The 21,590-nt window shown below is 70.0% G+C and carries 21 protein-coding genes; 15 read left to right on the top strand and 6 right to left on the bottom strand.

Annotated elements, in window-relative coordinates:
- Positions 1 to 40 precede the first annotated feature (40 nt).
- The 6 genes from AC3ETA_RS03935 to AC3ETA_RS03910 are packed head-to-tail and all read left to right on the top strand — an operon-like array spanning position 41 to position 4,071.
- Positions 41 to 505 (top strand): cupin domain-containing protein, encoded by a 465-nt coding sequence (locus AC3ETA_RS03935; protein WP_432191399.1) that lies wholly within the window; start codon positions 41 to 43, stop codon positions 503 to 505.
- Positions 502 to 1,773 (top strand): beta-ketoacyl-[acyl-carrier-protein] synthase family protein, encoded by a 1,272-nt coding sequence (locus AC3ETA_RS03930; protein ID WP_432191398.1) that lies wholly within the window; start codon positions 502 to 504, stop codon positions 1,771 to 1,773. The genes AC3ETA_RS03935 and AC3ETA_RS03930 overlap by 4 nt, the downstream gene beginning before the upstream one ends.
- The gene (locus tag AC3ETA_RS03925) at positions 1,770 to 3,020 is read left to right on the top strand and encodes a ketosynthase chain-length factor (RefSeq protein ID WP_432191397.1); all 1,251 of its coding nucleotides are present in this window, start codon (positions 1,770 to 1,772) and stop codon (positions 3,018 to 3,020) included. The genes AC3ETA_RS03930 and AC3ETA_RS03925 overlap by 4 nt, the downstream gene beginning before the upstream one ends.
- Before the next feature lie 19 nt (positions 3,021 to 3,039).
- Complete coding sequence (locus AC3ETA_RS03920; RefSeq protein WP_432191396.1) at positions 3,040 to 3,306, top strand: acyl carrier protein; 267 nt, start codon at positions 3,040 to 3,042, stop codon at positions 3,304 to 3,306.
- Position 3,307: 1 nt separating this feature from the next.
- On the top strand, positions 3,308 to 3,763 hold the full coding sequence (locus AC3ETA_RS03915) for an SRPBCC family protein (protein ID WP_432191395.1): 456 nt from the start codon (positions 3,308 to 3,310) through the stop codon (positions 3,761 to 3,763).
- Entirely contained in the window at positions 3,748 to 4,071 is a 324-nt protein-coding gene (locus tag AC3ETA_RS03910) for a TcmI family type II polyketide cyclase (RefSeq protein WP_030950667.1), read from the top strand. The genes AC3ETA_RS03915 and AC3ETA_RS03910 overlap by 16 nt, the downstream gene beginning before the upstream one ends.
- A 60-nt stretch (positions 4,072 to 4,131) precedes the next feature.
- Here AC3ETA_RS03910 and AC3ETA_RS03905 read toward each other — a convergent pair whose 3' ends face one another.
- Both AC3ETA_RS03905 and AC3ETA_RS03900 read right to left on the bottom strand, forming a co-directional pair.
- Positions 4,132 to 5,097 carry an amidohydrolase family protein gene (locus AC3ETA_RS03905; RefSeq protein WP_432191394.1) on the bottom strand — a complete coding sequence of 322 codons (966 nt, stop codon included), beginning with the start codon at positions 5,095 to 5,097 and terminating at the stop codon, positions 4,132 to 4,134.
- Between the two features lie 58 nt (positions 5,098 to 5,155).
- Positions 5,156 to 6,820, bottom strand: a complete 1,665-nt coding sequence (locus AC3ETA_RS03900; protein WP_432191393.1) for an FAD-dependent oxidoreductase — start codon at positions 6,818 to 6,820, stop codon at positions 5,156 to 5,158.
- Positions 6,821 to 6,932: 112 nt separating this feature from the next.
- Here AC3ETA_RS03900 and AC3ETA_RS03895 point away from each other — a divergent pair, with 112 nt between their 5' ends.
- The 5 genes from AC3ETA_RS03895 to icmA all read left to right on the top strand — a co-directional run bounded on the left by AC3ETA_RS03895 (position 6,933) and on the right by icmA (position 11,267).
- Positions 6,933 to 8,201, top strand: coding sequence for a cytochrome P450 family protein (locus AC3ETA_RS03895; RefSeq protein WP_432191392.1), 1,269 nt, complete (start codon positions 6,933 to 6,935; stop codon positions 8,199 to 8,201).
- Complete coding sequence (locus AC3ETA_RS03890) at positions 8,198 to 8,524, top strand: antibiotic biosynthesis monooxygenase family protein (protein WP_432191391.1); 327 nt, start codon at positions 8,198 to 8,200, stop codon at positions 8,522 to 8,524. The genes AC3ETA_RS03895 and AC3ETA_RS03890 overlap by 4 nt, the downstream gene beginning before the upstream one ends.
- Before the next feature lie 83 nt (positions 8,525 to 8,607).
- Positions 8,608 to 9,117, top strand: coding sequence for a MarR family winged helix-turn-helix transcriptional regulator (locus AC3ETA_RS03885; RefSeq protein ID WP_030950662.1), 510 nt, complete (start codon positions 8,608 to 8,610; stop codon positions 9,115 to 9,117).
- 43 nt (positions 9,118 to 9,160) lie between these two features.
- Complete coding sequence (locus tag AC3ETA_RS03880) at positions 9,161 to 9,493, top strand: DUF3817 domain-containing protein (RefSeq protein WP_107902692.1); 333 nt, start codon at positions 9,161 to 9,163, stop codon at positions 9,491 to 9,493.
- Positions 9,494 to 9,566: 73 nt separating this feature from the next.
- Positions 9,567 to 11,267, top strand: a complete 1,701-nt coding sequence (gene icmA / locus AC3ETA_RS03875; protein ID WP_432191390.1) for a coenzyme B12-dependent isobutyryl-CoA mutase large subunit — start codon at positions 9,567 to 9,569, stop codon at positions 11,265 to 11,267.
- 36 nt (positions 11,268 to 11,303) lie between these two features.
- Here icmA and AC3ETA_RS03870 read toward each other — a convergent pair whose 3' ends face one another.
- A complete protein-coding gene (locus AC3ETA_RS03870) occupies positions 11,304 to 11,939 on the bottom strand; it encodes a TetR/AcrR family transcriptional regulator (protein WP_432191389.1) in 636 nt (211 codons plus the stop codon).
- Positions 11,940 to 12,150: 211 nt separating this feature from the next.
- Between AC3ETA_RS03870 and AC3ETA_RS03865 the strand changes: the two genes are divergently transcribed.
- From AC3ETA_RS03865 to AC3ETA_RS03850, 4 genes are all read left to right on the top strand, one after another.
- Complete coding sequence (locus tag AC3ETA_RS03865) at positions 12,151 to 13,125, top strand: tetratricopeptide repeat protein (RefSeq protein WP_432191388.1); 975 nt, start codon at positions 12,151 to 12,153, stop codon at positions 13,123 to 13,125.
- Between the two features lie 661 nt (positions 13,126 to 13,786).
- Positions 13,787 to 14,425 (top strand): DUF6230 family protein, encoded by a 639-nt coding sequence (locus tag AC3ETA_RS03860; RefSeq protein WP_432191387.1) that lies wholly within the window; start codon positions 13,787 to 13,789, stop codon positions 14,423 to 14,425.
- Positions 14,426 to 14,574: 149 nt separating this feature from the next.
- The gene (locus AC3ETA_RS03855; RefSeq protein ID WP_432191386.1) at positions 14,575 to 15,153 is read left to right on the top strand and encodes a DUF6114 domain-containing protein; all 579 of its coding nucleotides are present in this window, start codon (positions 14,575 to 14,577) and stop codon (positions 15,151 to 15,153) included.
- On the top strand, positions 15,143 to 16,492 hold the full coding sequence (locus AC3ETA_RS03850; RefSeq protein WP_432191385.1) for a hypothetical protein: 1,350 nt from the start codon (positions 15,143 to 15,145) through the stop codon (positions 16,490 to 16,492). The genes AC3ETA_RS03855 and AC3ETA_RS03850 overlap by 11 nt, the downstream gene beginning before the upstream one ends.
- A 125-nt stretch (positions 16,493 to 16,617) precedes the next feature.
- Here AC3ETA_RS03850 and pyk read toward each other — a convergent pair whose 3' ends face one another.
- The 3 genes from pyk to pta all read right to left on the bottom strand — a co-directional run bounded on the left by pyk (position 16,618) and on the right by pta (position 21,478).
- Positions 16,618 to 18,048, bottom strand: coding sequence for a pyruvate kinase (gene pyk, locus AC3ETA_RS03845; protein ID WP_432191384.1), 1,431 nt, complete (start codon positions 18,046 to 18,048; stop codon positions 16,618 to 16,620).
- Between the two features lie 86 nt (positions 18,049 to 18,134).
- Positions 18,135 to 19,373 (bottom strand): acetate kinase, encoded by a 1,239-nt coding sequence (locus AC3ETA_RS03840; protein ID WP_432191383.1) that lies wholly within the window; start codon positions 19,371 to 19,373, stop codon positions 18,135 to 18,137.
- On the bottom strand, positions 19,370 to 21,478 hold the full coding sequence (pta, locus tag AC3ETA_RS03835) for a phosphate acetyltransferase (protein WP_432191382.1): 2,109 nt from the start codon (positions 21,476 to 21,478) through the stop codon (positions 19,370 to 19,372). The genes AC3ETA_RS03840 and pta overlap by 4 nt, the downstream gene beginning before the upstream one ends.
- Positions 21,479 to 21,590 lie beyond the last annotated feature (112 nt).

Below are 21,590 nucleotides of genomic sequence, written 5' to 3'. Positions count from 1 at the left end.
CGGGGACCGACACCTCATCGAACGACCTGGAGACAAGACCATGGACAAGATGCGCCCGCGCGTCGTGGACCTCAACGAGATCGAGCCCAACCGCAAGCGCGGCGGCGACCTTCGCACCCTGCTCACCCCTGTCACGGTGGGTGCGACGAGCGGCTTCATGGGCCTGGCCATCATGCGGCCCGGCGAACGCATCAGCGAGCACTACCACCCGTACTCCGAGGAGTTCATCTACGTCGTCGAGGGCCGGCTGGAGGTCGACCTGGATGGTGAAACGTTTCCCCTCCGTGCCGACCAGGGCCTCATGATCCCCATCGACATGCGGCACCGCTTCCGCAACGTCGGTGACGAGGAGGCCCGGATGATCTTCCACCTGGGCCCGCTCGCACCCAACCCGAAGCTCGGCCACGTGGACACCGAGGCCCCGGAGATCAGCGACGACGTCAAGCCCTATCCGCTCGTCCAGGAAGAGGGAGCGAGCCCAGCACGGCCCGGGGTGCTGTCGTGACCCGGCGCGTGGCGGTCACCGGCATAGGTGTGGTCGCCCCCGGCGGGATCGGGGTCCCCGCGTTCTGGGACCTGCTGTCCAACGGCCGTACGGCGACCCGTGGCATCACCCTGTTCGACCCCGAGGGCCTGCGCTCGCGGATAGCCGCCGAGTGCGACTTCGACCCGCTCGCGCACGGCCTCGACGCGGACATCGGCGAACGCGCCGACCGGTACATACAGTTCGCCCTGGCCGCGGCCCAGGAGGCCGTGACCGACAGCGGCGTCGACTTCGCCGCGGAGGACCCCTGGCGCGTGGCCGTTTCCCTGGGCAGCGCGGTGGGCGGCACCACCCGGCTGGAACACGACTACGTCCTGGTCAGTGCGGGCGGACAGCGCTGGGACGTCGACCATCGCGCCGCGGAGCCCCAGCTGCACCGGGCGTTCTCGCCCAGCACGCTGGCGGCCGACGTCGCCGAACGGTTCGGCGCCCAGGGCCCGGTGCAGACCGTGTCCACCGGCTGCACCTCCGGACTCGACGCCGTGGGCTACGCCTTCCACACCATCGAGGAGGGCCGCGCCGACATCTGCCTCGCCGGGGCCTCGGACTCCCCGATCTCCCCGATCACCATGGCCTGCTTCGACGCCATCAAGGCCACGTCGCCCAACAACGACGACCCGGAGCACGCCTCCCGCCCCTTCGACGCCCACCGCGACGGCTTTGTGATGGGCGAGGGCGCGGCCGTCCTCGTACTGGAGGACCTGGAGCACGCGCGCGCCCGCGGCGCGCACGTCTACTGCGAGATCGGCGGCTACGCCACCTTCGGCAACGCCTACCACATGACCGGTCTGACCAGTGAGGGCCTGGAGATGGCGAGGGCCATCGACGAGGCGCTCGACCACGCGCGCGTGAACCCCACGGAGATCGACTACGTCAACGCGCACGGTTCCGGCACCCGCCAGAACGACCGGCACGAGACGGCGGCCGTGAAGAAGTCCCTGGGCTCGCACGCCTACGAGACGCCCATGAGCTCCATCAAGTCCATGGTGGGCCACTCGCTGGGCGCGATCGGCGCGATCGAGGTCGTCGCCTGTGTCCTCGCGCTGGCCCGGCAGGTGGTGCCGCCGACCGCCAACTACGAGACCCCGGACCCCGAGTGCGACCTGGACTACGTCCCGCGCACCGCGCGCTCCCGCCGGCTCGACAACGTGCTGTCCGTGGGTAGCGGCTTCGGCGGGTTCCAGTCCGCGGTGCTCCTGACGGGGCCGAGTGGGAGGAGACGACGATGAGTGGTCCACGCGCCCGGCGGACCGCCGTCACGGGCATCGGCGTGGTCGCCCCGAACGGCCTGCACGCCGACACGTACTGGAAGAACGTCAAGGAGGGCGCGAGCGTCCTGGACCGGGTCACCCGGGAGGGCTGCGAGCACCTGCCGCTCCGCGTCGCCGGCGAGGTACGCGGATTCGACCCGACGGCGCTGATCGAGGAGACCTTCCTCGTCCAGACCGACAAGTTCACCCACTTCGCCCTCGCGGCCGCCGACGCCGCCCTGAAGGACGCGGGGATCGCCCAGGACGCCTGGGCCGACGCACCGTACTCCGTCGGCGTCGTCACCGCGGCCGGGTCCGGCGGCGGCGAGTTCGGCCAGCGCGAACTCCAGAAACTGTGGGGACAGGGCTCCCGGTTCGTCGGGCCGTACCAGTCCATCGCCTGGTTCTACGCGGCCAGCACCGGCCAGATATCCATCCGCAAGGGCTTCAAGGGCCCCTGCGGCGTGGTGGCCAGCGACGAGGCGGGCGGCCTGGACGCGGTCGCGCACGCCGCCCGCGCCGTCGGCCGCGGCACGGACGTGGTCGTCGTCGGCGCCGCCGAAGCCCCGCTCGCCCCCTACTCGGGGGTCTGCCAGCTCGGCTACCGCGAGCTCAGCACCGTCGAGGACCCGGCCCGCGCCTACCGCCCCTTCACCTCGGCGGCCTGCGGCTTCGTACCCGCCGAGGGCGGTGCCGTGCTGGTCGTGGAGGACCTGGAGCGGGCCCGGCGCCGGAACACGGCCGTACGCGCCACCGTCGCCGGGCACGCCGCCACCTTCACCGGCGCCTCGCGCTGGGACCGGTCGCGGGAGGGGCTCGCGCACGCCATCCGCGGCGCCCTCGACGAGGCCGGCTGCGCCCCGGAGGAGATCGACGTGGTCTTCGCCGACGCGCTCGGCGTCCCCGAGGCCGACCGCGCCGAGGCACTGGCCCTGGCCGACGCCCTCGGCCCGCACGGCACCCGTGTGCCGGTCACGGCCCCCAAGGCCGGCATCGGACGGTCGTACTGCGGCGCGCCCCTGCTGGACATCGCGGCCGCGGTGCAGGCCATGGAGCACGGGCAGATCCCGCCGACACCGGGTGTCTTCGACATCTGCCACGACATCGACCTGGTGACCGCCACGGCGCGCCCGGCCGAGCTGCGCACGGCCCTGGTCCTCAGCCGGGGACTCATGGGCTCCAACGCGGCACTGGTCCTGCGCCGGGGCCCGGCGCAGGACGCCTAGAAAGACAAGGAGAACCCTCATGACCACCGAAGTGAACCAAGTGACCTTCGCAGACCTGGCCGCGCTGATGAAGAAGGGCGCCGGCGTGACCGTCGACCCGCACGAACTCCAGAGCCGGGCGGACGCCCCCTTCGCCGAGTTCGGACTGGACTCGCTCGGCCTCCTCGGCATCGTCGGCGAGCTGGAGAACCGGCACGGCCGGGCGCTGCCCACCGACGCCGAGCGCTGCAAGAGCCCCCGCGCCTTCCTCGACCTTGTCAACGGCGCCCTCACGACAGGAGCCTGAAGTGGCCGGACACACCGAGAACGAGATCACCATCGCCGCTCCCTTCGACCTCGTCTGGGACATGACGAACGACCTGGACCGCTGGCCGCAGCTGTTCAGCGAGTACGCCTCCTGCGAGGTGCTGTCCCGCGAGGGCGACACGGTGACCTTCCGACTGACCATGCACCCCGACGAGAACGGCAAGGTGTGGAGCTGGGTCTCGGAACGGACCGCCGACCGCGACAAGCGCATCGTGCGGGCCCACCGCGTCGAGACCGGTCCCTTCGCGTTCATGGACATCGTGTGGGAGTACGAGGAGACGCCGGCCGGCACCCGCATGCACTGGACGCAGGACTTCGCCATGAAGCCCGAGGCTCCGGTCGACGACGCCGGGATGACCGACATCATCAACCGCAACTCGCCCATCCAGATGGCCCTCATCCGCGACCGTGTGGAGGCGGCATGCACCACGGCCTGATCGTCGCCCGGATGTCCCCGCACTCGGCCAAGGACATCGCCGGTGTCTTCGCGGACTCCGACAGCGGCGAGCTCCCGCACCTCGTCGGCGTGCGGCAGCGCTCCCTGTTCCAGTTCGGCGATGTGTACATGCACTTCATCGAGTCCGACCAGGACCCGGGCCCGGCGATCGCCAAGGTGGCAGGGCACCCCGAGTTCGTCGGCATCAGCAAGCGGCTCGAACCCTTCGTCAGCCCGTACGACCCCGAGACCTGGCGGAGCCCGAAGGACGCGATGGCGCGCTGCTTCTACCACTGGGAGAAGCACTGACCGAACCGACGAAGGAGGCCGCCGCCCGGACCCGGGCGGCGGCCTCCTTCGTTCGTCCGGCTACTGCCGCGCCAGCGACGGCATCAGACGCAGCGCGTTCTCCCGGTTGATGCCCTGGAGCAGCTCCTCCGACAGGAAGGCGTCGCCGTCCAGGGCGGGCACCACGCTGTCGACGATGACGTGCGAGGGCGTGGGCGGCCAGTCGGTGCCGAACAGGATGCGGTCCGGGTCGACCGTCGCCAGCAGGGTGGGCGTGGCCGAGGGGGACATGGGGCCCGCGGTGTCGAAGTAGAACCGGTGCAGGTGGTCACGGACCCGGCCGGGCTCGATCGGGGGAGTGATCCGCCCGCCGAAGAGGTCGAGCCGGGTGGCCATGTAGGGGAGGAAGCCCCCGCCGTGCGGAAGGATGAAGCTGAGGTTCGGATAGCGGTCCAGGGTGCCGTTGCGGATGAGGTTGATGGCCGCGCGGGTGGTGTCCAGCAGGAAGTCGCACACGAAGGGCGGCATCCCCGGCAGCCCCGCGGCGCCGTCCTTGCCGGCCGGCACGTCCATGGGGTGCGTGCTGATGACCGCGTGCCGCTCGTTCAGCTCCTGCAGCAGCCGGTCGTGCGACTCGTCGCCGAGGAAGACGCCGTCCATGCTGGTGCGCGTGCTCACCCCGATGGCGCCGAGTTCGTCGAGGCCGTGCCGCACGCTCCACGAGGACAGCTCCAGGTCGTCGAGGAAGACGGGCGTGAAGAAGGCGAACCGGCCGGGGTGGGCCTCGACGACGTCGGCCGCCGCCCGCAGGGCGACCCGGGCGCTCTCCTGGCGCTCGGCGCGCTCGCGCAGCCGGCCCAGCATCGCGACGGTCATGACGGAGGTGCCGATCCCCGTCTTGTCCATGACCTCCAGTGCCGCGTTCACGTCCCAGCGGGTCCACCAGGGCAGCCTGTCGCGGCTGACCGCACCTCGTGCCTCCGCCCAGTCCAGCCAGGCCGGGGCGGTGAAGTGATGGTGGACGTCGATGCGTCCGGCAAGGCTCATAGCAACGTCCTCGGGGTGGTGTGTCGAGAAGGGGAGGAATTCTTCAGGGGCGCCCGGCTCAGTCCCGGCAGAGCACGCCCTGCATCACGTTCGTCAGCACGCGATCGGCGTCCGGCATCGCCGCGTCCGCCCGCCAGGCGACGAAGCCGTCGGGGCGTACGAGCACCGCGCCGTCCTCGGCCGTGCCGTGCAGCTCGGCCCAGTCGGAGTCCCGTTCGGGGGCCAGGTCGTGATCGGGACCCGTGCCCACCAGGTACGCCTCGATGGGCACGCCCAGATTGGTGGAGGCCCGCTCCACCGCGGCCCGCCACTTCTGCCCGCCGGACCCGGCGAGCAGCACGAAGGAACGCTCGTACAGGTCAAGGGTGGAGATCCTGGTGTCCCCGCGCATGACCCACATGTGGGGCGCGCGGGTTCCCGGCTCGCCGCCGAGCTGGAAGGCGTCGGGGACGATCGGCCGCTCCGGCGGGGCACCCACCACGGCGTTCGACGCGTACCGGTAGCACAGGGCGACCGTCATCAGGTCCCCCGGATCGTCGTTGCGTCCGGCGCCGGGGCTGAAGCCCGGGTGCTGCTCGTCGGCCGCCTGCACGCACGCGCGCGTGCCGGTCGCGAGGGCGACGGGCCGGCGTTCGAGCTCGTAGCTGTCGAGCAGCGAGGGGCAGGCCCAGCCGTGCAGCACCGCGGCCAGTTTCCAGGCGAGGTTGTGACCGTCCTGGATACCGGTGTTGGAGCCGAACGCCCCGGTGGGCGGCATCTCGTGGGCGGAGTCGCCGGCCAGGAAGACCCGGCCCTCGCCGTAGCTGTCGGCGACCCGCTTCGAGGCGTGCCAGGGTGCCTTGCCGGTGATCTCGACGTCGATGTCGGGGACGCCGACGGCGGCGCGGATGTGCGCGGCGAGCCGTTCGTCGGTGAAGTCCTCCAGCTCCTCGCGCCGGTCGGGGCGCCAGGGCACGTGGATCACCCAGCGTTCCTCGTTGTCCACCGGCAGCAGGGCGCCCTCGCCCTCGGGGTCGGTGACGTAGCAGACGACGAATCGTTTCTCTCCGACGTGGTCCTTCAGGGCCCTGCTGCGGAACGTGACACTGACGTTGTGGAACAGCTCGCCCGGTCCCGACTGGCCGATGCCCAGGTGACCCCGGATGGGGCTGCGGGGTCCGTCGGCGGCCACCAGGTACTGGGCGTTCACCGTGTAGGTCTCACCGGTGTCGCGGTTCCTGATCCGGGCCTCGACGCCGTCCCCGTGCTCGGCGAAGGAGAGCAGCTCCGAGTGGAAGCGGATGTCGGCACCCTGCTCACGGGTGTAGTCCAGCAGCACCGGTTCGAGATCGTTCTGGCTGCACAGGCACCAGTCCGAGGAACTCACCCGGGAGATGTCCATGCCCCCGGAGATGTCACCGATGATCCAGCGGCGCTGCTCCCCGGCGAGGGTGTCCACCTGGAGGATGCCGTCGTTGCCGGCGAGGACGCGGGCCGCGTCCCGGATGCGTGACTCCAGACCGGCCGTCCGGTAGATCTCCATGGTGCGCACGTTGTTGCCGCGGCCACGTGGGTGCGTCGATGTCGCGGCATGGCGTTCCACGAGCATGTGCTCGATACCGAGGCGGCCCAGGAAAACCGAAGTGGAAAGACCCACCAGGGATCCGCCGACGATGAGAACTGGTACAGATTCCGCTTGGTGTCCGCTCACGAGGTCGATGTTTACCAAGTCGGGCTGTGACATATACGTGTTGCGGCGAGCCGACCCATATGGCGCAGCGCCGTTTGCGGCGCGGTACGGCCCGGGAAACGGTGGCTCTGAACCGACCCAATTCACGCCGACCCGGGGACCAGTCATGACGCAAGCGTTCGCATCCGAGGAATCCGAGGCACTGTCGTCCGAAGAGGCCGCGGCCGCGGCCTCGTCGTGCAGCCGGGAGTTCCGCGCCAACCCGCATCCCGTCTACGCCGCGCTGCGCGAGAGCGCGCCGGTGTGCCCGCTGTCGCCGCCGCACGGGGTGCAGACGTACCTGATCACGCGTTATGACGACGCCCGCGCCGCGCTCGCCGACCCCCGGCTGAGCAAGGACATGTACGGCGCCATCGACGCCTACCACCGCATCTTCGGTGACTCGTCGATCGCGCTGGACGACAACATGCTCTTCTCGGACCCGCCGAAACACACCAGGCTCCGCCGGATCGTCGGCAACACCTTCACCCCGAAGCGGGTGGAATCGCTGCGGACGCGCGTCCAGCAGATCACCGACGAACTGCTCGACCGGTGCCCGACGAGCGGGCCGGTGAATCTCCTCCCGGAATTCTGTTTCCCGCTTCCGCTCCAGGTGATCTGTGAACTCCTGGGCGTTCCGGAGAACGAGCGGAAACAGGCTCAGGAATGGTCCGCCACCGTCGCACAGACCGGATTCGGTCCGGAGGCGCGCGCGAAGCTGGAGATCGCCGAGGGAAACCTGCGCGACTATCTGGTGGACCTGTGCACGCGCAAGCGCAGCGAGCCGGACGGCGGTCTGCTCAGCGCACTGGTCACCGCCCAGGACCAGGAGGGCTCGCTCACCGACCACGAACTCGTCTCGACGGCCTGGGTGCTGCTCTTCGCGGGCCACAAGTCGACGGCGTACCAGATCGGGAACGCCGTCCATCACCTGCTCAGCCGGCCGGACCAGAAGGAACTGGCCCTGCGGGACGCGAGCGCGATGAACGCGGCCATCGAGGAGATCTTCCGGTTCGAGACCTCGGTGGAGAACTCCACGTTCCGGCACGCCAAGGAAGACGTCGTCATCCGGGACACGCTCATCCCCAAGGGCGCGCTCGTGCAGATCTCGATCACCGGGGCCAACCGCGACCCGGAGATGTTCACCGCCCCGAACGAGCTGGACGTCCGGCGCCCGAACGTCCAGGCCACGCATCTCGCCTTCGGCTACGGACCGCACTACTGCGTCGGCGCGCCCCTGGCCCGGCTGGAGATGCAGATCGCGCTGGGCACGCTTTTCGCCCGGTACCCCCGCATGGCCCTCGTCGGCGCCCCCGAGGACGCGCGCTGGATGACCGTGCCGTTCCCCGCCTTCCGCGGACTGGCGGAGCTGCCCGTCGTCCTCGACCCGTCATGACCGCCCGGACCTCGGCCCCGGCGCGGGTACGGGTGATCCGGCTGCTGCGGGTGCGCGACGGGATGGAGGCGGAGTTCGTACGGTCCTACCAGGACGTGCGTGCGGGGGCGGAGCAGTTCCCCGGGCACCTCGGCGAACAGCTGTGCCGTTCCCTGGACGACCCCGCCCAGTGGCTGCTCACCAGTGAGTGGGCCGACCTCGACGCCGTCCGCCGCTGGCGCACCGGCACCGCGCATCGGAATCTGGTCGAGCCGATGAACGCCTGCCTGCACGACGACCGCTGGACCGGGGTCTTCCAGGTGAAGGAGATGGCCGCACGGTGAACGACGGCGCCGGGCGGTGCCGATACCGACCGAAAGGCGAGACAGGGCTGACCAGCATGTGACCGGCCGGTAAGGTCGGTCGCGTGCCGAAGCCGCTCAGCCTTCCCTTCGATCCCATCGCCCGCGCCGACGAGCTCTGGAAGCAGCGCTGGGGGAACGTGCCCTCCATGGCCGCCATCACCTCGATCATGCGCGCCCAGCAGATCCTGCTCGCCGAGGTCGACGCGGTGGTCAGGCCCTACGGCCTGACCTTCGCGCGGTACGAGGCGCTGGTGCTGCTCAACTTCTCCAAGGCCGGCGAGCTGCCGATGTCCAAGATCGGCGAGCGGCTCATGGTGCACCCCACCTCCGTGACGAACACCGTGGACCGGCTGGTCAAGTCGGGCCTGGTCGACAAGCGGCCCAATCCCAACGACGGGCGCGGCACCCTCGCCTCGATCACCGCCAAGGGCCGCGAGGTGGTCGAGGCGGCCACCCGTGACCTGATGGCGATGGACTTCGGACTCGGGGTGTACGACGCCGAGGAGTGCGCGGAGATCTTCGCGATGCTGCGCCCGCTCCGGGTCTCGGCGCACGACTTCGAGGAGAGCTGACCCGGGCCAAGATCTGCCGGAACGGGTGGTTACGCTCTTCCCCATGAAGAAGAGCGTCCTGACCCGCTACCGGGTGATGGCCTACGTCACCGCCGTCATGCTGCTCGTGCTGTGCACCTGCATGGTGTTCAAGTACGGCTTCGACATGGGCGAGGACGTCACCTTCGCCGTCTCCCAGGTCCACGGCTTCCTCTACATCATCTACCTGGTCTTCGCCTTCGACCTCGGCTCCAAGGCCAAGTGGTCGTTCGGCAAGCTGCTGTGGGTGCTGCTCTCCGGGACGATCCCGCTGGCCGCCTTCTTCGTCGAGCGCAAAGTCACACACGACGTGGAACCCCTGATCGGGGAGCCCGCCCCGGCCGTCGCCAAGGCCTGACCGCACCGCCGTACACACGCGTACGGCGGTCCCCCATCGACATTTACTTGGACGTCCTAGTAAATTCGAGGGTATGGACGCTGACGCCATCGAGGAGGGCCGCCGCCGCTGGCAGGCCCGGTACGACGCCGCGCGCAAGCGCGACGGTGACTTCACCACGCTCTCCGGCGACCCCGTGGAGCCGGTGTACGGGCCCCGACCGGGTGACGAGTACGAGGGCTTCGAGCGGATCGGATGGCCCGGGGAGTACCCCTACACCCGCGGGCTGTATCCGACCGGCTACCGAGGGCGGACGTGGACCATCCGGCAGTTCGCCGGGTTCGGGAACGCCGAGCAGACCAACGAGCGCTACAAGATGATCCTCGGCAACGGCGGAGGCGGTCTCTCGGTCGCCTTCGACATGCCGACGCTCATGGGCCGCGACTCCGACGACCCGCGCTCGCTCGGCGAGGTCGGGCACTGCGGGGTCGCCATCGACTCCGCCGCCGACATGGAGGTCCTGTTCAAGGACATCCCGCTGGGCGACGTGACGACGTCCATGACCATCAGCGGACCGGCCGTGCCCGTCTTCTGCATGTACCTGGTCGCGGCGGAGCGCCAGGGCGTCGACCCGGGCGTCCTCAACGGCACGCTCCAGACCGACATCTTCAAGGAGTACATCGCCCAGAAGGAGTGGCTCTTCCAGCCCGAGCCGCACCTTCGTCTCATCGGCGACCTCATGGAGCACTGCGCGGCCGGCATCCCCGCCTACAAGCCGCTGTCCGTCTCCGGCTACCACATCCGGGAGGCCGGGGCTACGGCCGCGCAGGAGCTGGCGTACACGCTGGCGGACGGATTCGGGTACGTCGAGCTGGGCCTGTCGCGCGGCCTCGACGTGGACGTCTTCGCCCCCGGCCTGTCCTTCTTCTTCGACGCGCACGTCGACTTCTTCGAGGAGATCGCCAAGTTCCGCGCCGCCCGCCGCATCTGGGCGCGCTGGATGCGCGACGTGTACGGCGCGAAGAGCGACAAGGCGCAGTGGCTGCGCTTCCACACCCAGACCGCCGGTGTCTCGCTGACCGCCCAGCAGCCGTACAACAACGTGGTGCGTACGGCCGTGGAGGCGCTCGCGGCCGTCCTCGGCGGCACGAACTCGCTGCACACCAACGCCCTCGACGAGACCCTCGCGCTCCCCTCCGAGCAGGCCGCCGAGATCGCCCTGCGCACCCAGCAGGTCCTCATGGAGGAGACCGGCGTCGCCAACGTGGCCGACCCGCTGGGCGGTTCCTGGTACGTCGAGCAGCTCACCGACCGGATCGAGGCCGACGCCGAGAAGATCTTCGAGCAGATAAGGGAGCGCGGGCTGCGCGCCCACCCCGACGGGCGGCACCCCATCGGCCCGATCACCTCCGGCATCCTGCGCGGGATCGAGGACGGCTGGTTCACCGGCGAGATCGCCGAGTCCGCCTTCCAGTACCAGCGGTCCCTGGAGAAGGGCGACAAGCGGGTCGTCGGCGTCAACGTCCACCACGGGTCGGTCACCGGTGACCTGGAGATCCTGCGCGTCAGCCACGAGGTGGAGCGCGAGCAGGTCCGGGTGCTGGCCACCCGCAAGGCGGCCCGCGACGACGCCGCGGTGCGCACCGCGCTGGACGCCATGCTGGACGCCGCCCGCAGCGGCGCCAACATGATCGAGCCGATGCTCCGGGCCGTGCGCGCCGAGGCGACCCTGGGCGAGATCTGCGACGTGCTGCGGGACGAGTGGGGGGTGTACACCGAGCCGGCGGGCTTCTGAGCCTGCGGTGGGAGGGCGGCGCGGCCGCCCTCCCCGCTACTCCCCGGCGGACTCCGCCGCGGCCCCTGTCAGGCCCAGCAGCAGTACCTGGGTGAAGCCGCGCACCCACTCCTCGTCCGCCGGGTGACTGCTCACCAGCGTGCGGTGCACCACCGCGCCCGCGACCATGTCGAAGATGAGGTCGACCGTGCGCGCGGTCTCCGAGGGGTCCGTCTCCGGCGGCAGTTCGCCCCGGCACTGGGCCCGCGCCCGCCCCTCCACCACCAGCCGCTTCTGACGGTCGACGATGGAGGCGCGGATGCGCTCGCGCAGCGCGTCGTCCCGGGTCGACTCCGCGACCACCGCCATCAGGCCACTCTTCGCCTCCGGCCGGGCCAGGATCGCCGCGAACTGGAGCACCACACCCTCGATGTCCGCCGCGAGGCTGCCCAGGTCGGGCAGGCGCAGCTCGTCGAAGAGCTCGGCGACCGCGTCCACCACCAGCTCGTTCTTCCCCGACCAGCGGCGATACAGGGTCGTCTTCGCAACCCCCGCGCGCATGGCCACATCTCCGAGGGTGAGCTTGGACCAGCCCAGCTCGACCAGCGCCTGACGCGTCGCCGCCAGGATCGCGGCGTCAGCGGCGGCGCTGCGCGGGCGTCCCGGACGGGCGGCGGCGGTGCGGCTCTGCATCCCCTGACCATAACCGGGTGGTTCGTGTGCGGTCGTGAGGGAGATCACGGGAAGGTGGTGTTCCGCGGGGCCCCGATGCCATTACGCTACGACTCGTAGCGAAAGCGACGACCACAGGCGCGGGGTGGGGACCCGGCGCCGAACAGCACCTGCCGGGCCCGGCTTTCCGACCGCTTTTCACAGTGCGCGCCGAACGGGGGAGGATAGACGCATGCAGCCACGGAACATGTCCATGAGCGGAGTCGTCGACCTCGCCGCGGTGAAGGCGGCCCAGGAGGCCAAGGCGAAGGCGGAGCAGGCGCGGGCCCAGGCCGCCCAGCAGGGCGGGGCGGGTGGCGTGTCCCCCGCCGACCTCGTCATCGATGTGGATGAGGCGGGGTTCGAGCGCGACGTCCTCCAGCGGTCCGCCGAGGTGCCCGTCGTCATCGACTTCTGGGCCGAGTGGTGCGAGCCCTGCAAGCAGCTGAGCCCGCTCCTTGAGCGGCTCGCCGTCGAGTACAACGGCCGCCTCCTCCTCGCCAAGATCGACGTCGACGCCAACCAGATGCTGATGCAGCAGTTCGGCGTGCAGGGGATCCCCGCCGTGTTCGCGGTCGTCGCCGGACAGGCGCTGCCCCTCTTCCAGGGCGCCGCGAGCGAGGCCCAGATCCGCGAGACGCTCGACCAGCTCGTCGCCGTAGCCGAGCAGCGCTTCGGCCTGACCGGCCTGACGGTCGACCCGGACGCCGAGCCGGGCGGCGCCCAAAGTGTCCCCGCCGCGCCGGCCGGTCCCTACGACGCCCTCCTCGAAGCCGCCGTACAGGCGCTGGACGCGGGCGACTTGGCCGGTGCCGTCCAGGCGTACAAGAACGTACTGAGCCAGGATCCGGTGAACTCGGAGGCGAAACTCGGTCTCGCCCAGGCCGAGTTGCTCCAGCGCGTGCAGGGCGCCGACCCGCAGCAGGTGCGCAAGGAGGCCGCCGACCGGCCCGCCGACGCCCAGGCTCAGATCGCCGCCGCCGACCTGGATCTGGTGGGCGGTCACGTCGAGGACGCCTTCGGCCGGCTCATCGAGACCGTGCAGCGCACGGTGGGTGACGACCGGGACACCGTACGGCTCCGTCTCCTGGAGCTCTTCGAGGTCGTGGGCGGTGACGACCCCCGGGTCGCGGCCGCCCGCAGGGCGTTGGCGCGTGCGCTGTTCTGAGGGTTCCGTGAGCGGGGCGCCAGCCCCGTTCTGACCAGTCACTAAACGCGCAGGCGCATGTTGCGCGAGTGAAGGATTTGTCGACAGAGCGTCAGAGCGGCCGCGCTTTACCAAATCTTGGTAATCGCGGCCGCAGTTACTGCGGGTAAGTCGAGGCTGTCGTTCTGTCGGTTTCTGTCTAGTGATTCCTGGATTTGTCCGGTCACTTGAAGCCACCCTGCGTCGTCGTCCGAGACCGGCGGGCCGTTGTTCGGTTATCCGGCCGTTACTACCGAGTAACGAAGCCCCTTGTGCGGGCGGCGAGAATGCACCACGATCGGCCACGCTCGGTCCGTTCCCGTCCCCCGACAGCCGGTTGGGTCGCGGGAGTTCCTGGGTCCCCACCGAGCAGAGTCGGCGGCAGTGGCGCCGGCTCTTGGACAGGGGGGTCTTCGCCCACCCGGCGAAGCCTGTCCGGCAAGGTTGTGCGTGATGCGTGTCAGGCGCGACCAGTGGTTGTCGCTCGGGGGTGATCGCCGGTGATTCGGGCGCGGTTCGCGCCACCGAGCTCAGGCGCTCTCCTTCCCGAGGACGTAGCACTTCTCCCATCCCTGACCGGCTGAGCCGTCGAGCCGACAGTGGCAGCCAGTGTCAGGAGATGTACGTCCGAGAAGGAGGAAATATGGAGTCCCAGGTGCGTGGCGGGACCAGATGGAAGCGGTTCGCTGTGGTCATGGTGCCCAGCGTCGCCGCCACGGCTGCGATAGGTGTCGCCCTCGCGCAGGGCGCTCTCGCCGCTTCGTTCAGCGTCTCCGGCCAGTCGTTCAAGGTCACGACCGACAAGCTCGTCGGTTCGGGCTTCTCGCAGTACGGCGCTCTTGACGAGGGCTACACGCTCTCCGGCAAGAAGACCGTTCACCCCGTTGCCGTCTCGGGCTTCAAGTCCGCGACGATCAACAGCCTGTGCCAGTCCGTGGTCACGCCCGACATCCCGATCCTCGGGAACGTCAGCCTGATCCTGCGGGCGGGTCAAGACCCGAACAAGCCGGTCGAGGCCAAGAACCTCTACATCGACGTCGCCGACCTCGAGGCCGACGCGACGTTCGAGAACATCGACATCGGTGTTGCCGCCAAGGACGCCAGCAAGGGTCCGGGCATGAAGGGTGGCGGCGAGCAGGCCAACCCCTTCGGGTTCGCCCAGCAGGCCGACAAGGCCACGCTGGTCGGCGTGAAGCAGACGGCGTGGGCGACCACCGCCGGAACCTTCAAGCTCAGCGGTCTGAAGATGTCGCTGTCGACGGGTGTCAAGGAGTGCTACTAAGCACTCTCTGACGGGCGGGGGAGCCGATGGCGCCCCCGCCCGTCCACTCTCCGCCCGCTTTCTTCACAAGTGGTCACACGACCGCGACACATCACCGCATCACCATCGCACCACCACCACAGCAATGCCGTACCAGGGAGCTGTTTTCGATGAGCGCCGAGACTCCTGCCGCGCCCGGCCATGACGAGCACTACCTCCGGGTCTATCGGCGGAACTTCCGCGCCTGGCGCGGTACGCGGCCCTTCTGGGCCGGACTGTTCGTCATGCTCGGCGGACTGCCCATCGCCTACTTCCCTTACGCGAACCTCCAGATCGGCCACCTGACGCTGGCGATGCAGACCGCGGGGGGCTCCAGCTCCCTGATCATCGGTGTGCTGCTCGTGGTCCTGGGCTTCACGCTCTGGTTCCAGAAGCACGTCCGCACCTTCGCGGGCATCGCGGCGATCCTGCTGGCACTGGTGTCCATCCCGCTGTCCAACCTCGGCGGCTTCCTCATCGGCTTCCTCTTCGCCCTCGTGGGCGGGGCGATGGCCGTGGCCTGGGTGCCCGGCGGGGACGCCGACGCGACTCCGGCGAAGACGGACACGACGGGCGAGGGCGGCGCACCCGAGGGTGCCGCCGACCCCGACCCCGACACCGCCATCCTCAAGCCCGTGGTGGGCGAGCCGAACGATCTGTCAGGAACGAGCCCGGCGAACGGGGCGAACGGGAGGCACAGTGCCGGCTGACGAGGTGACCCACGGGACTGAGGTGGACAAGTCCCGTGTGAGAACCGGGCCGCGACACGCGGCGCCCAAGAAGCCGCTGTTCACCAGGTTCCAGATGCCGGCCGGCAAGGCGATAGCCCTGGCGGCGATGCCGACCGCGGTCCTCATGGGAATGGGGTTCACGCCGACGCTCGCCCAGGCCGACAGCGACGCCACGAAGCCGACGTCCAACAGCCTCACGGCGGACGAGTACAAGGACTGCGTGGCGGCACTGGAGGACGAGGCCTCGGCGTCCGCGTCCCCGAGCCCGGTCGAGTCCACGGACAAGGACGAGACGGCGGAGCCCACTCCGTCGGCCACCGAAGGCCAGGACTCCGCGGACTCCTCCGACTCTTCGGGCTCTTCGGGCTCCGCGGGCGACTCCTCTTCGTCGGATTCAGGTTCCGACGACGCGGCCGAGCCCACGCCCTCGCCCTCCGCGAGCAAGTCGAGCGAGGCCCAGTCCGGCGACACGGCCACGGCGTCCCCCTCGCCGTCCGAGAGCGGCGGCGGCCTGCTGGAGGGCATCGGCGACGCCATCGAGGGCATCTTCACGGGCGGTTCCACGGCCGAGGAGAGCGCGAGCCCGACGCCGACGGCCTCCGCGAGCGCGAGCGAGGAGTCGTCCTCCGACACCTCCGACTCGTCCGGCAAGGAGACCTCCGAGGCGTCCGACCCCGTGAAGGAGACCACCGAGAAGGTCACCGACACGGTCAAGGACACCGCAGAGGGCGCCACCGACAAGGCGTCCGAGGCGGCGCGGGACGCCACGGAGGCGGCCGAGGACGCGACCGACGAGGCCACCGCCACGCCGAGCCCCTCCGCGAGCTCCAGCACGGACCCGGAGAACTGCCCGGCCGCCACGGACGAGGAGGGCGGCGTCGACAACACCGTGCCGCTGCCCGACGACCCGTGGTTCCTGAACGCCAGCTCGCTGCTGCTGAAGGGCGCCGACTACCAGGGCATCGTCGAGGTGAAGACGGCGGGCGGCACCAAGAAGAAGGTGCTGAAGTACGTCATCTCCGACGGCACCGACATCGGCGACCTGCACCAGACGGTGCAGGACAAGCAGTCCGGCAAGACCTACCACGTGCAGGCGGCCCAGGGCTCGACGTCGACCATCCGCAACGGCAAGACCGTGATGTACACGGAGAGCATCTCCGGGAACCTGCTGGGTCTGATCCCGGTCACGTTCGACCCGGAGCACCCGCCGCCGCTGAACATCCCGCTGATCTACTTCACGAAGGTGAAGGTCACCCAGGCCGGCCAGTTCGGCGGCACCCTGCACGTGCCGGGGCTGCACAACTTCGTCACCGACTGAGCCGGGCGTCTCTGCCGGACGCCACCACAAGCCCGTTCGGGAGCCGCACAAGCGCCGAGGGCGCCCCCTGTGTCACAGGAGGCGCCCTCGGCGTCGTTCAGGGCCCTTGCGGGCGGTCTGCGGGGTCAGTCCCGCGCGCCGCCGCCGAGGTGGTGCACCCGGACCATGTTGGTGGTGCCGGGGACGCCGGGCGGGGAGCCGGCCGTGATGACCACGATGTCGCCCTCGCTGAACAGACCGAGCTTGACGATCTCCTGGTCCACCAGTTCGACCATCTCGTCGGTGCTGTTGACGAACGGCACCACGTGCGGCTCGACGCCCCAGCTGAGCGTCATCTGGTTGCGCGTGGACTCGTCCGTGGTGAACGCGATGATCTGCTGGGCGGCGCGATAGCGGCTCAGCCGGCGGGCGGTGTCGCCGGACTGGGTGAAGGCGACCAGGCCCTTGCCACCGAGGAAGTCGGCGATCTCGCAGGCCGCACGGGCCACCGAACCACCCTGCGTACGGGGCTTCTTGCCCGGCACGAGCGGCTGGAGGCCCTTGGCGAGCAGTTCCTGCTCGGCCGCGGTGACGATCTTCGACATCGTCTTGACGGTCTCGATCGGGTACGCGCCCACGCTCGACTCGGCGGACAGCATGACCGCGTCGGCCCCGTCCAGGATCGCGTTGGCGACGTCGGAGGCCTCGGCGCGGGTCGGGCGCGAGTTGGTGATCATCGACTCCATCATCTGGGTCGCCACGATCACCGGCTTGGCGTTGCGGCGGCACAGCTCGATGAGCCGCTTCTGCACCATCGGGACCTTCTCGAGCGGGTACTCGACGGCGAGGTCGCCACGCGCGACCATCACGGCGTCGAACGCCAGCACGACGTCCTCCATGTTGGCGACCGCCTGCGGCTTCTCCACCTTGGCGATGACCGGGACGCGGCGGCCGACCTCGTCCATGACCTTGTGCACGTCCTGCACGTCGTCGGCGTCCCGCACGAAGGACAGGGCGACCATGTCGCAGCCCATGCGCAGCGCGAAGCGGAGGTCCTCGACGTCCTTCTCCGACAGCGCCGGCACGTTCACGGCCGCGCCGGGCAGGTTGATGCCCTTGTGGTCGGAGACGACGCCGCCCTCGATGACGATCGTCTTCACCCGGGGGCCCTCGACCTCGGTGACCTTCAGCTCGACGTTGCCGTCGTTGATGAGGATCTGGTCGCCCTTGTCGACGTCACCGGGCAGGCCCTTGTAGGTCGTCCCGCAGATCTGCTTGTCACCCGGGACGTCCTCGGTGGTGATGACGAACTCGTCACCGCGCTCCAGCTCCACCGGGCCCTCGGCGAAGGTCTCCAGGCGGATCTTCGGCCCCTGGAGGTCGGCGAGCACACCGATGGCCCGGCCGGTCTCCGCGGCGGCGGCCCGCAGGCGCTCGTACCGCCCCTGGTGGTCGTCGTGCGTGCCGTGGCTGAAGTTGAAGCGGGCCACATTCATGCCCGCCTCGATCAGCGAGACAAGCTGTTCATGGGAGTCGACCGCGGGGCCGAGAGTACAAACGATTTTCGAACGGCGCATGGGACGATCCTATCGGTTTGTTTCGCCGCGGAATATTCCGGCTGGTGGAAGATACAAATGAGCTGTGCTTTGCTCAGCCGTGTTACTCAGTCGTTGCCCGCGCGGTGCGGCCGCATATCGGTGCCGCCGACCAGTGCGTAGGTCTGTGTCGCGATCTCCAGTTCCTCGTCCGTCGGCACCACGGCGACCGCCACCCTCGCGTCCGCGGGCGAGATCAGCCGCGGCTCGTCACCGCGTACGGCGTTCAGTTCCGGGTCCACCGCGAGGCCCAGCTGGTCCAGGCCCGCCACGGCGGCTTCCCGCACCGGTGCCGCGTTCTCGCCGACGCCGGCCGTGAACGCGATCGCGTCCACCCGGCCGAGCACCGCGTAATAGGCGCCGATGTACTTCCTCAGTCGGTGAATGTAGATGTCGAAGGCCAATTGGGCCCGCTCGTCACCTTCGTCGATCCGGCGGCGGATCTCCCGCATGTCGTTGTCCCCGCACAGGCCGATCAATCCGCTCTTCTTGTTGAGAAGAGTGTCGATTTCCTCGATGGACATATCGCCAACACGCGCCAAATGGAAGATGACGGCGGGATCCATGTCACCCGATCGCGTACCCATCACGAGCCCCTCCAAGGGGGTGAGTCCCATGGAGGTGTCCACGCACCGGCCGCCCCGCACGGCCGACGCGGACGCGCCGTTGCCCAGGTGCAGCACGATGACGTTCACCTCCTGTGGGGCCCTGCCCAGCAGCTTCGCGGTGGCCCGGGAGACGTACGCGTGCGACGTGCCGTGGAAGCCGTACCGGCGTATGCGGTGCCGGTCGGCGGTCTCCACGTCGATGGCGTAGCGGGCGGCCGACTCCGGCATCGTGGTGTGGAACGCGGTGTCGAAGACGGCGACCTGGGGCAGGTCCGGGCGCAGCGCCTGCGCGGTGCGGATGCCGGTGAGGTTGGCCGGGTTGTGCAGCGGGGCCACCGGGATCAGCCGCTCGATCTCGGCGAGCACGGCGTCGTCGATGACGGTCGGCTCGGTGAAGTGCTTGCCGCCGTGCACCACCCGGTGGCCGATCGCGGCCAGCTCGGGGGAGTCGAGGCCGAGGCCGTCCCTGGCCAGCTCCGCCGCCACCGCCTTCAGGGCGGCGTCGTGGTCGGCGATCGGGCCGCTCCACTCGCGGCTTACGCCGCCGGCCGCCAGCGGGGTGTGCCTGAGCCGGGAGACCTGCTCGCCGATGCGCTCGACGAGGCCCACGGCCAGCCGGCTGCGCTCTCGCATGTCCAGCAGCTGGTACTTCACCGACGAGGAACCGGAGTTGAGGACGAGGACGCGGGACGCGGTCACTGGACGGTGGCCTTCTCGTGGAGGGACGGGGCGGTCGACTGGGGCTGGGACTGGATCGCCGTGATGGCGACGGTCGTGACGATGTCCTGGACGAGGGCGCCCCGGGACAGGTCGTTGACCGGCTTGCGCAGGCCCTGGAGCACCGGGCCGACGGCGATGGCGCCGGCCGAGCGCTGCACGGCCTTGTAGGTGTTGTTGCCCGTGTTGAGGTCGGGGAAGATCAGAATCGTTGCCTGCCCGGCCACTTCGGACTCCGGCAGCTTGGTCGCCGCCACCGACGGCTCCACCGCGGCGTCGTACTGGATCGGCCCCTCGATCATCAGGTCCGGCCGCCGCCGGCGCACCAGCTCGGTCGCCTCGCGCACCTTGTCGACATCGGCGCCCGAACCCGACGTACCCGTGGAGTACGACAGCATCGCGATGCGCGGCTCGACACCGAACCCCTCGGCGGTGGCCGCCGACTGGATGGCGATGTCGGCCAGTTGCTCGGCGTCGGGGTCCGGGTTCACCGCGCAGTCGCCGTACACGAGGACCCTGTCGGCGAGGCACATGAAGAAGACCGACGAGACGATGCCCGCGTCCGGCCTTGTCTTGATGATCTCGAAGGCGGGCCGGATGGTCGCCGCGGTCGAGTGGACGGACCCCGACACCATGCCGTCGGCCAGCCCCTCCTCGACCATCAGGGTCCCGAAGTAGTTCACGTCGGAGACGACGTCGTAGGCCAGCTCGACGGTGACGCCCTTGTGGGCGCGCAAGTGGGCGTACTTCTCGGCGAAGGAGTCGCGCAGGTCGCTGGTGGCCGGGTCGATCAGCTGGGTGTCGCCCAGGTCGATGCCGAGGTCTGCGGCCCGCTTGCGGATCTGGTCGACCGGGCCGAGCAGGGTCAGGTCGCACACCCCGCGCCGCAGCAGCACCTCCGCGGCGTGCAGCACCCGCGGCTCGGTGCCCTCGGGCAGCACGATGCGGCGGATGTTCGAGCGGGCCTGCTCCAGCAGCTTGTGCTCGAACATCATCGGCGTGACCCGGTCGGAGTTCGGCGCCGAGACCCGCTTCAGCAGCTCGCCGGTGTCGACGTACCGCTCGAACAGACCGAGCGCGGTCTCCGCCTTGCGCGGGGTCGCCGCGTTCAGCTTGCCCTCCAGGGAGAACAGTTGCTCGGCGGTGGGGAAGCTGTAGCCGGGCACCGACAGCACCGGGGTGCCGGGGGCCAGGCGCGAGGCGAGGGTGAGGATCGCGTCGCCGGGGCGCTCGTCGAGGGTGAGCAGCACACCGGCGATCGGCGGGGTGCCGGCGCTGTGCGCGGCCAGTGAGCCGACGACGAGGTCGGCGCGGTCCCCCGGGGTGACGACCAGACAGCCCGGGGTCAGGGCGCTCAGGAAGTTCGGCAGCATCGCGCCGCCGAACACGAAGTCCAGCGCGTCGCGCGCGAGCCCCGAGTCGTCGCCGAGCAGGACCTTCGCCTCCAGGAACTGGGCGATCTGCGACACCGTCGGCGCGGACAGGGCGGGCTCGTCCGGGACGACGTAGCAGGGCACCGGCAGCCGGGAGTCGAGCAGCCCGGCGATCTCGTCCCGGTCGGAGCGGGCGACCCGGTTGGTGACCATGGCGAGCACGTCGCAGCCCAGGTTCTCGTACGCCCGGTAGGCGTTGCGCGTCTCGGCGAGCACCGACTCGGTCGTCTGCTTGCGCCCGCCCACGACGGATATCACCGACGCGCCGAACTCGTTGGCGAGCCGGGCGTTCAGGGACAGCTCGTCCGGGAGCTGGGTGCCGGCGTAGTCGGTGCCGAGGACCAGGACGACGTCGTAGTCGCGGGCGACCGCGTGGAACCGGTCGACGAGGGTGGAGACCAGCTCGTCCGTGCCGCGCTCGGCCTGGAGGGCGGACGCCTCGTGGTAGTCCATGCCGTAGACCGTCGTCGGGTCCTGGGAGAGGCGATACCGGGCGCGCAGCAGCTCGAACAGCCGGTCCGGGGAGTGATGCACCAGCGGCCGGAACACCCCCACCCGGTCGACCTGCCGGGTCAGGAGCTCCATGACTCCCAGTTCGACGACCTGCCGGCCGTCGCCGCGGTCGATGCCGGTCACGTACACGCTGCGCGTCACGCGTGGTCTCCCTTTCGTCGTGAGGTGTTCCGGACGGGTCCCCCGGGGGCGGTTCCAGGGTCGCAAAATCGCCCAGTGAGGTGAGCGAAACCCTCTTGACAATACCTTTGGC

The sequence above is a fragment of the Streptomyces sp. bgisy027 genome (genome assembly GCF_057710365.1).
This window is presented reverse-complemented; position numbering and strand designations above follow the sequence as displayed.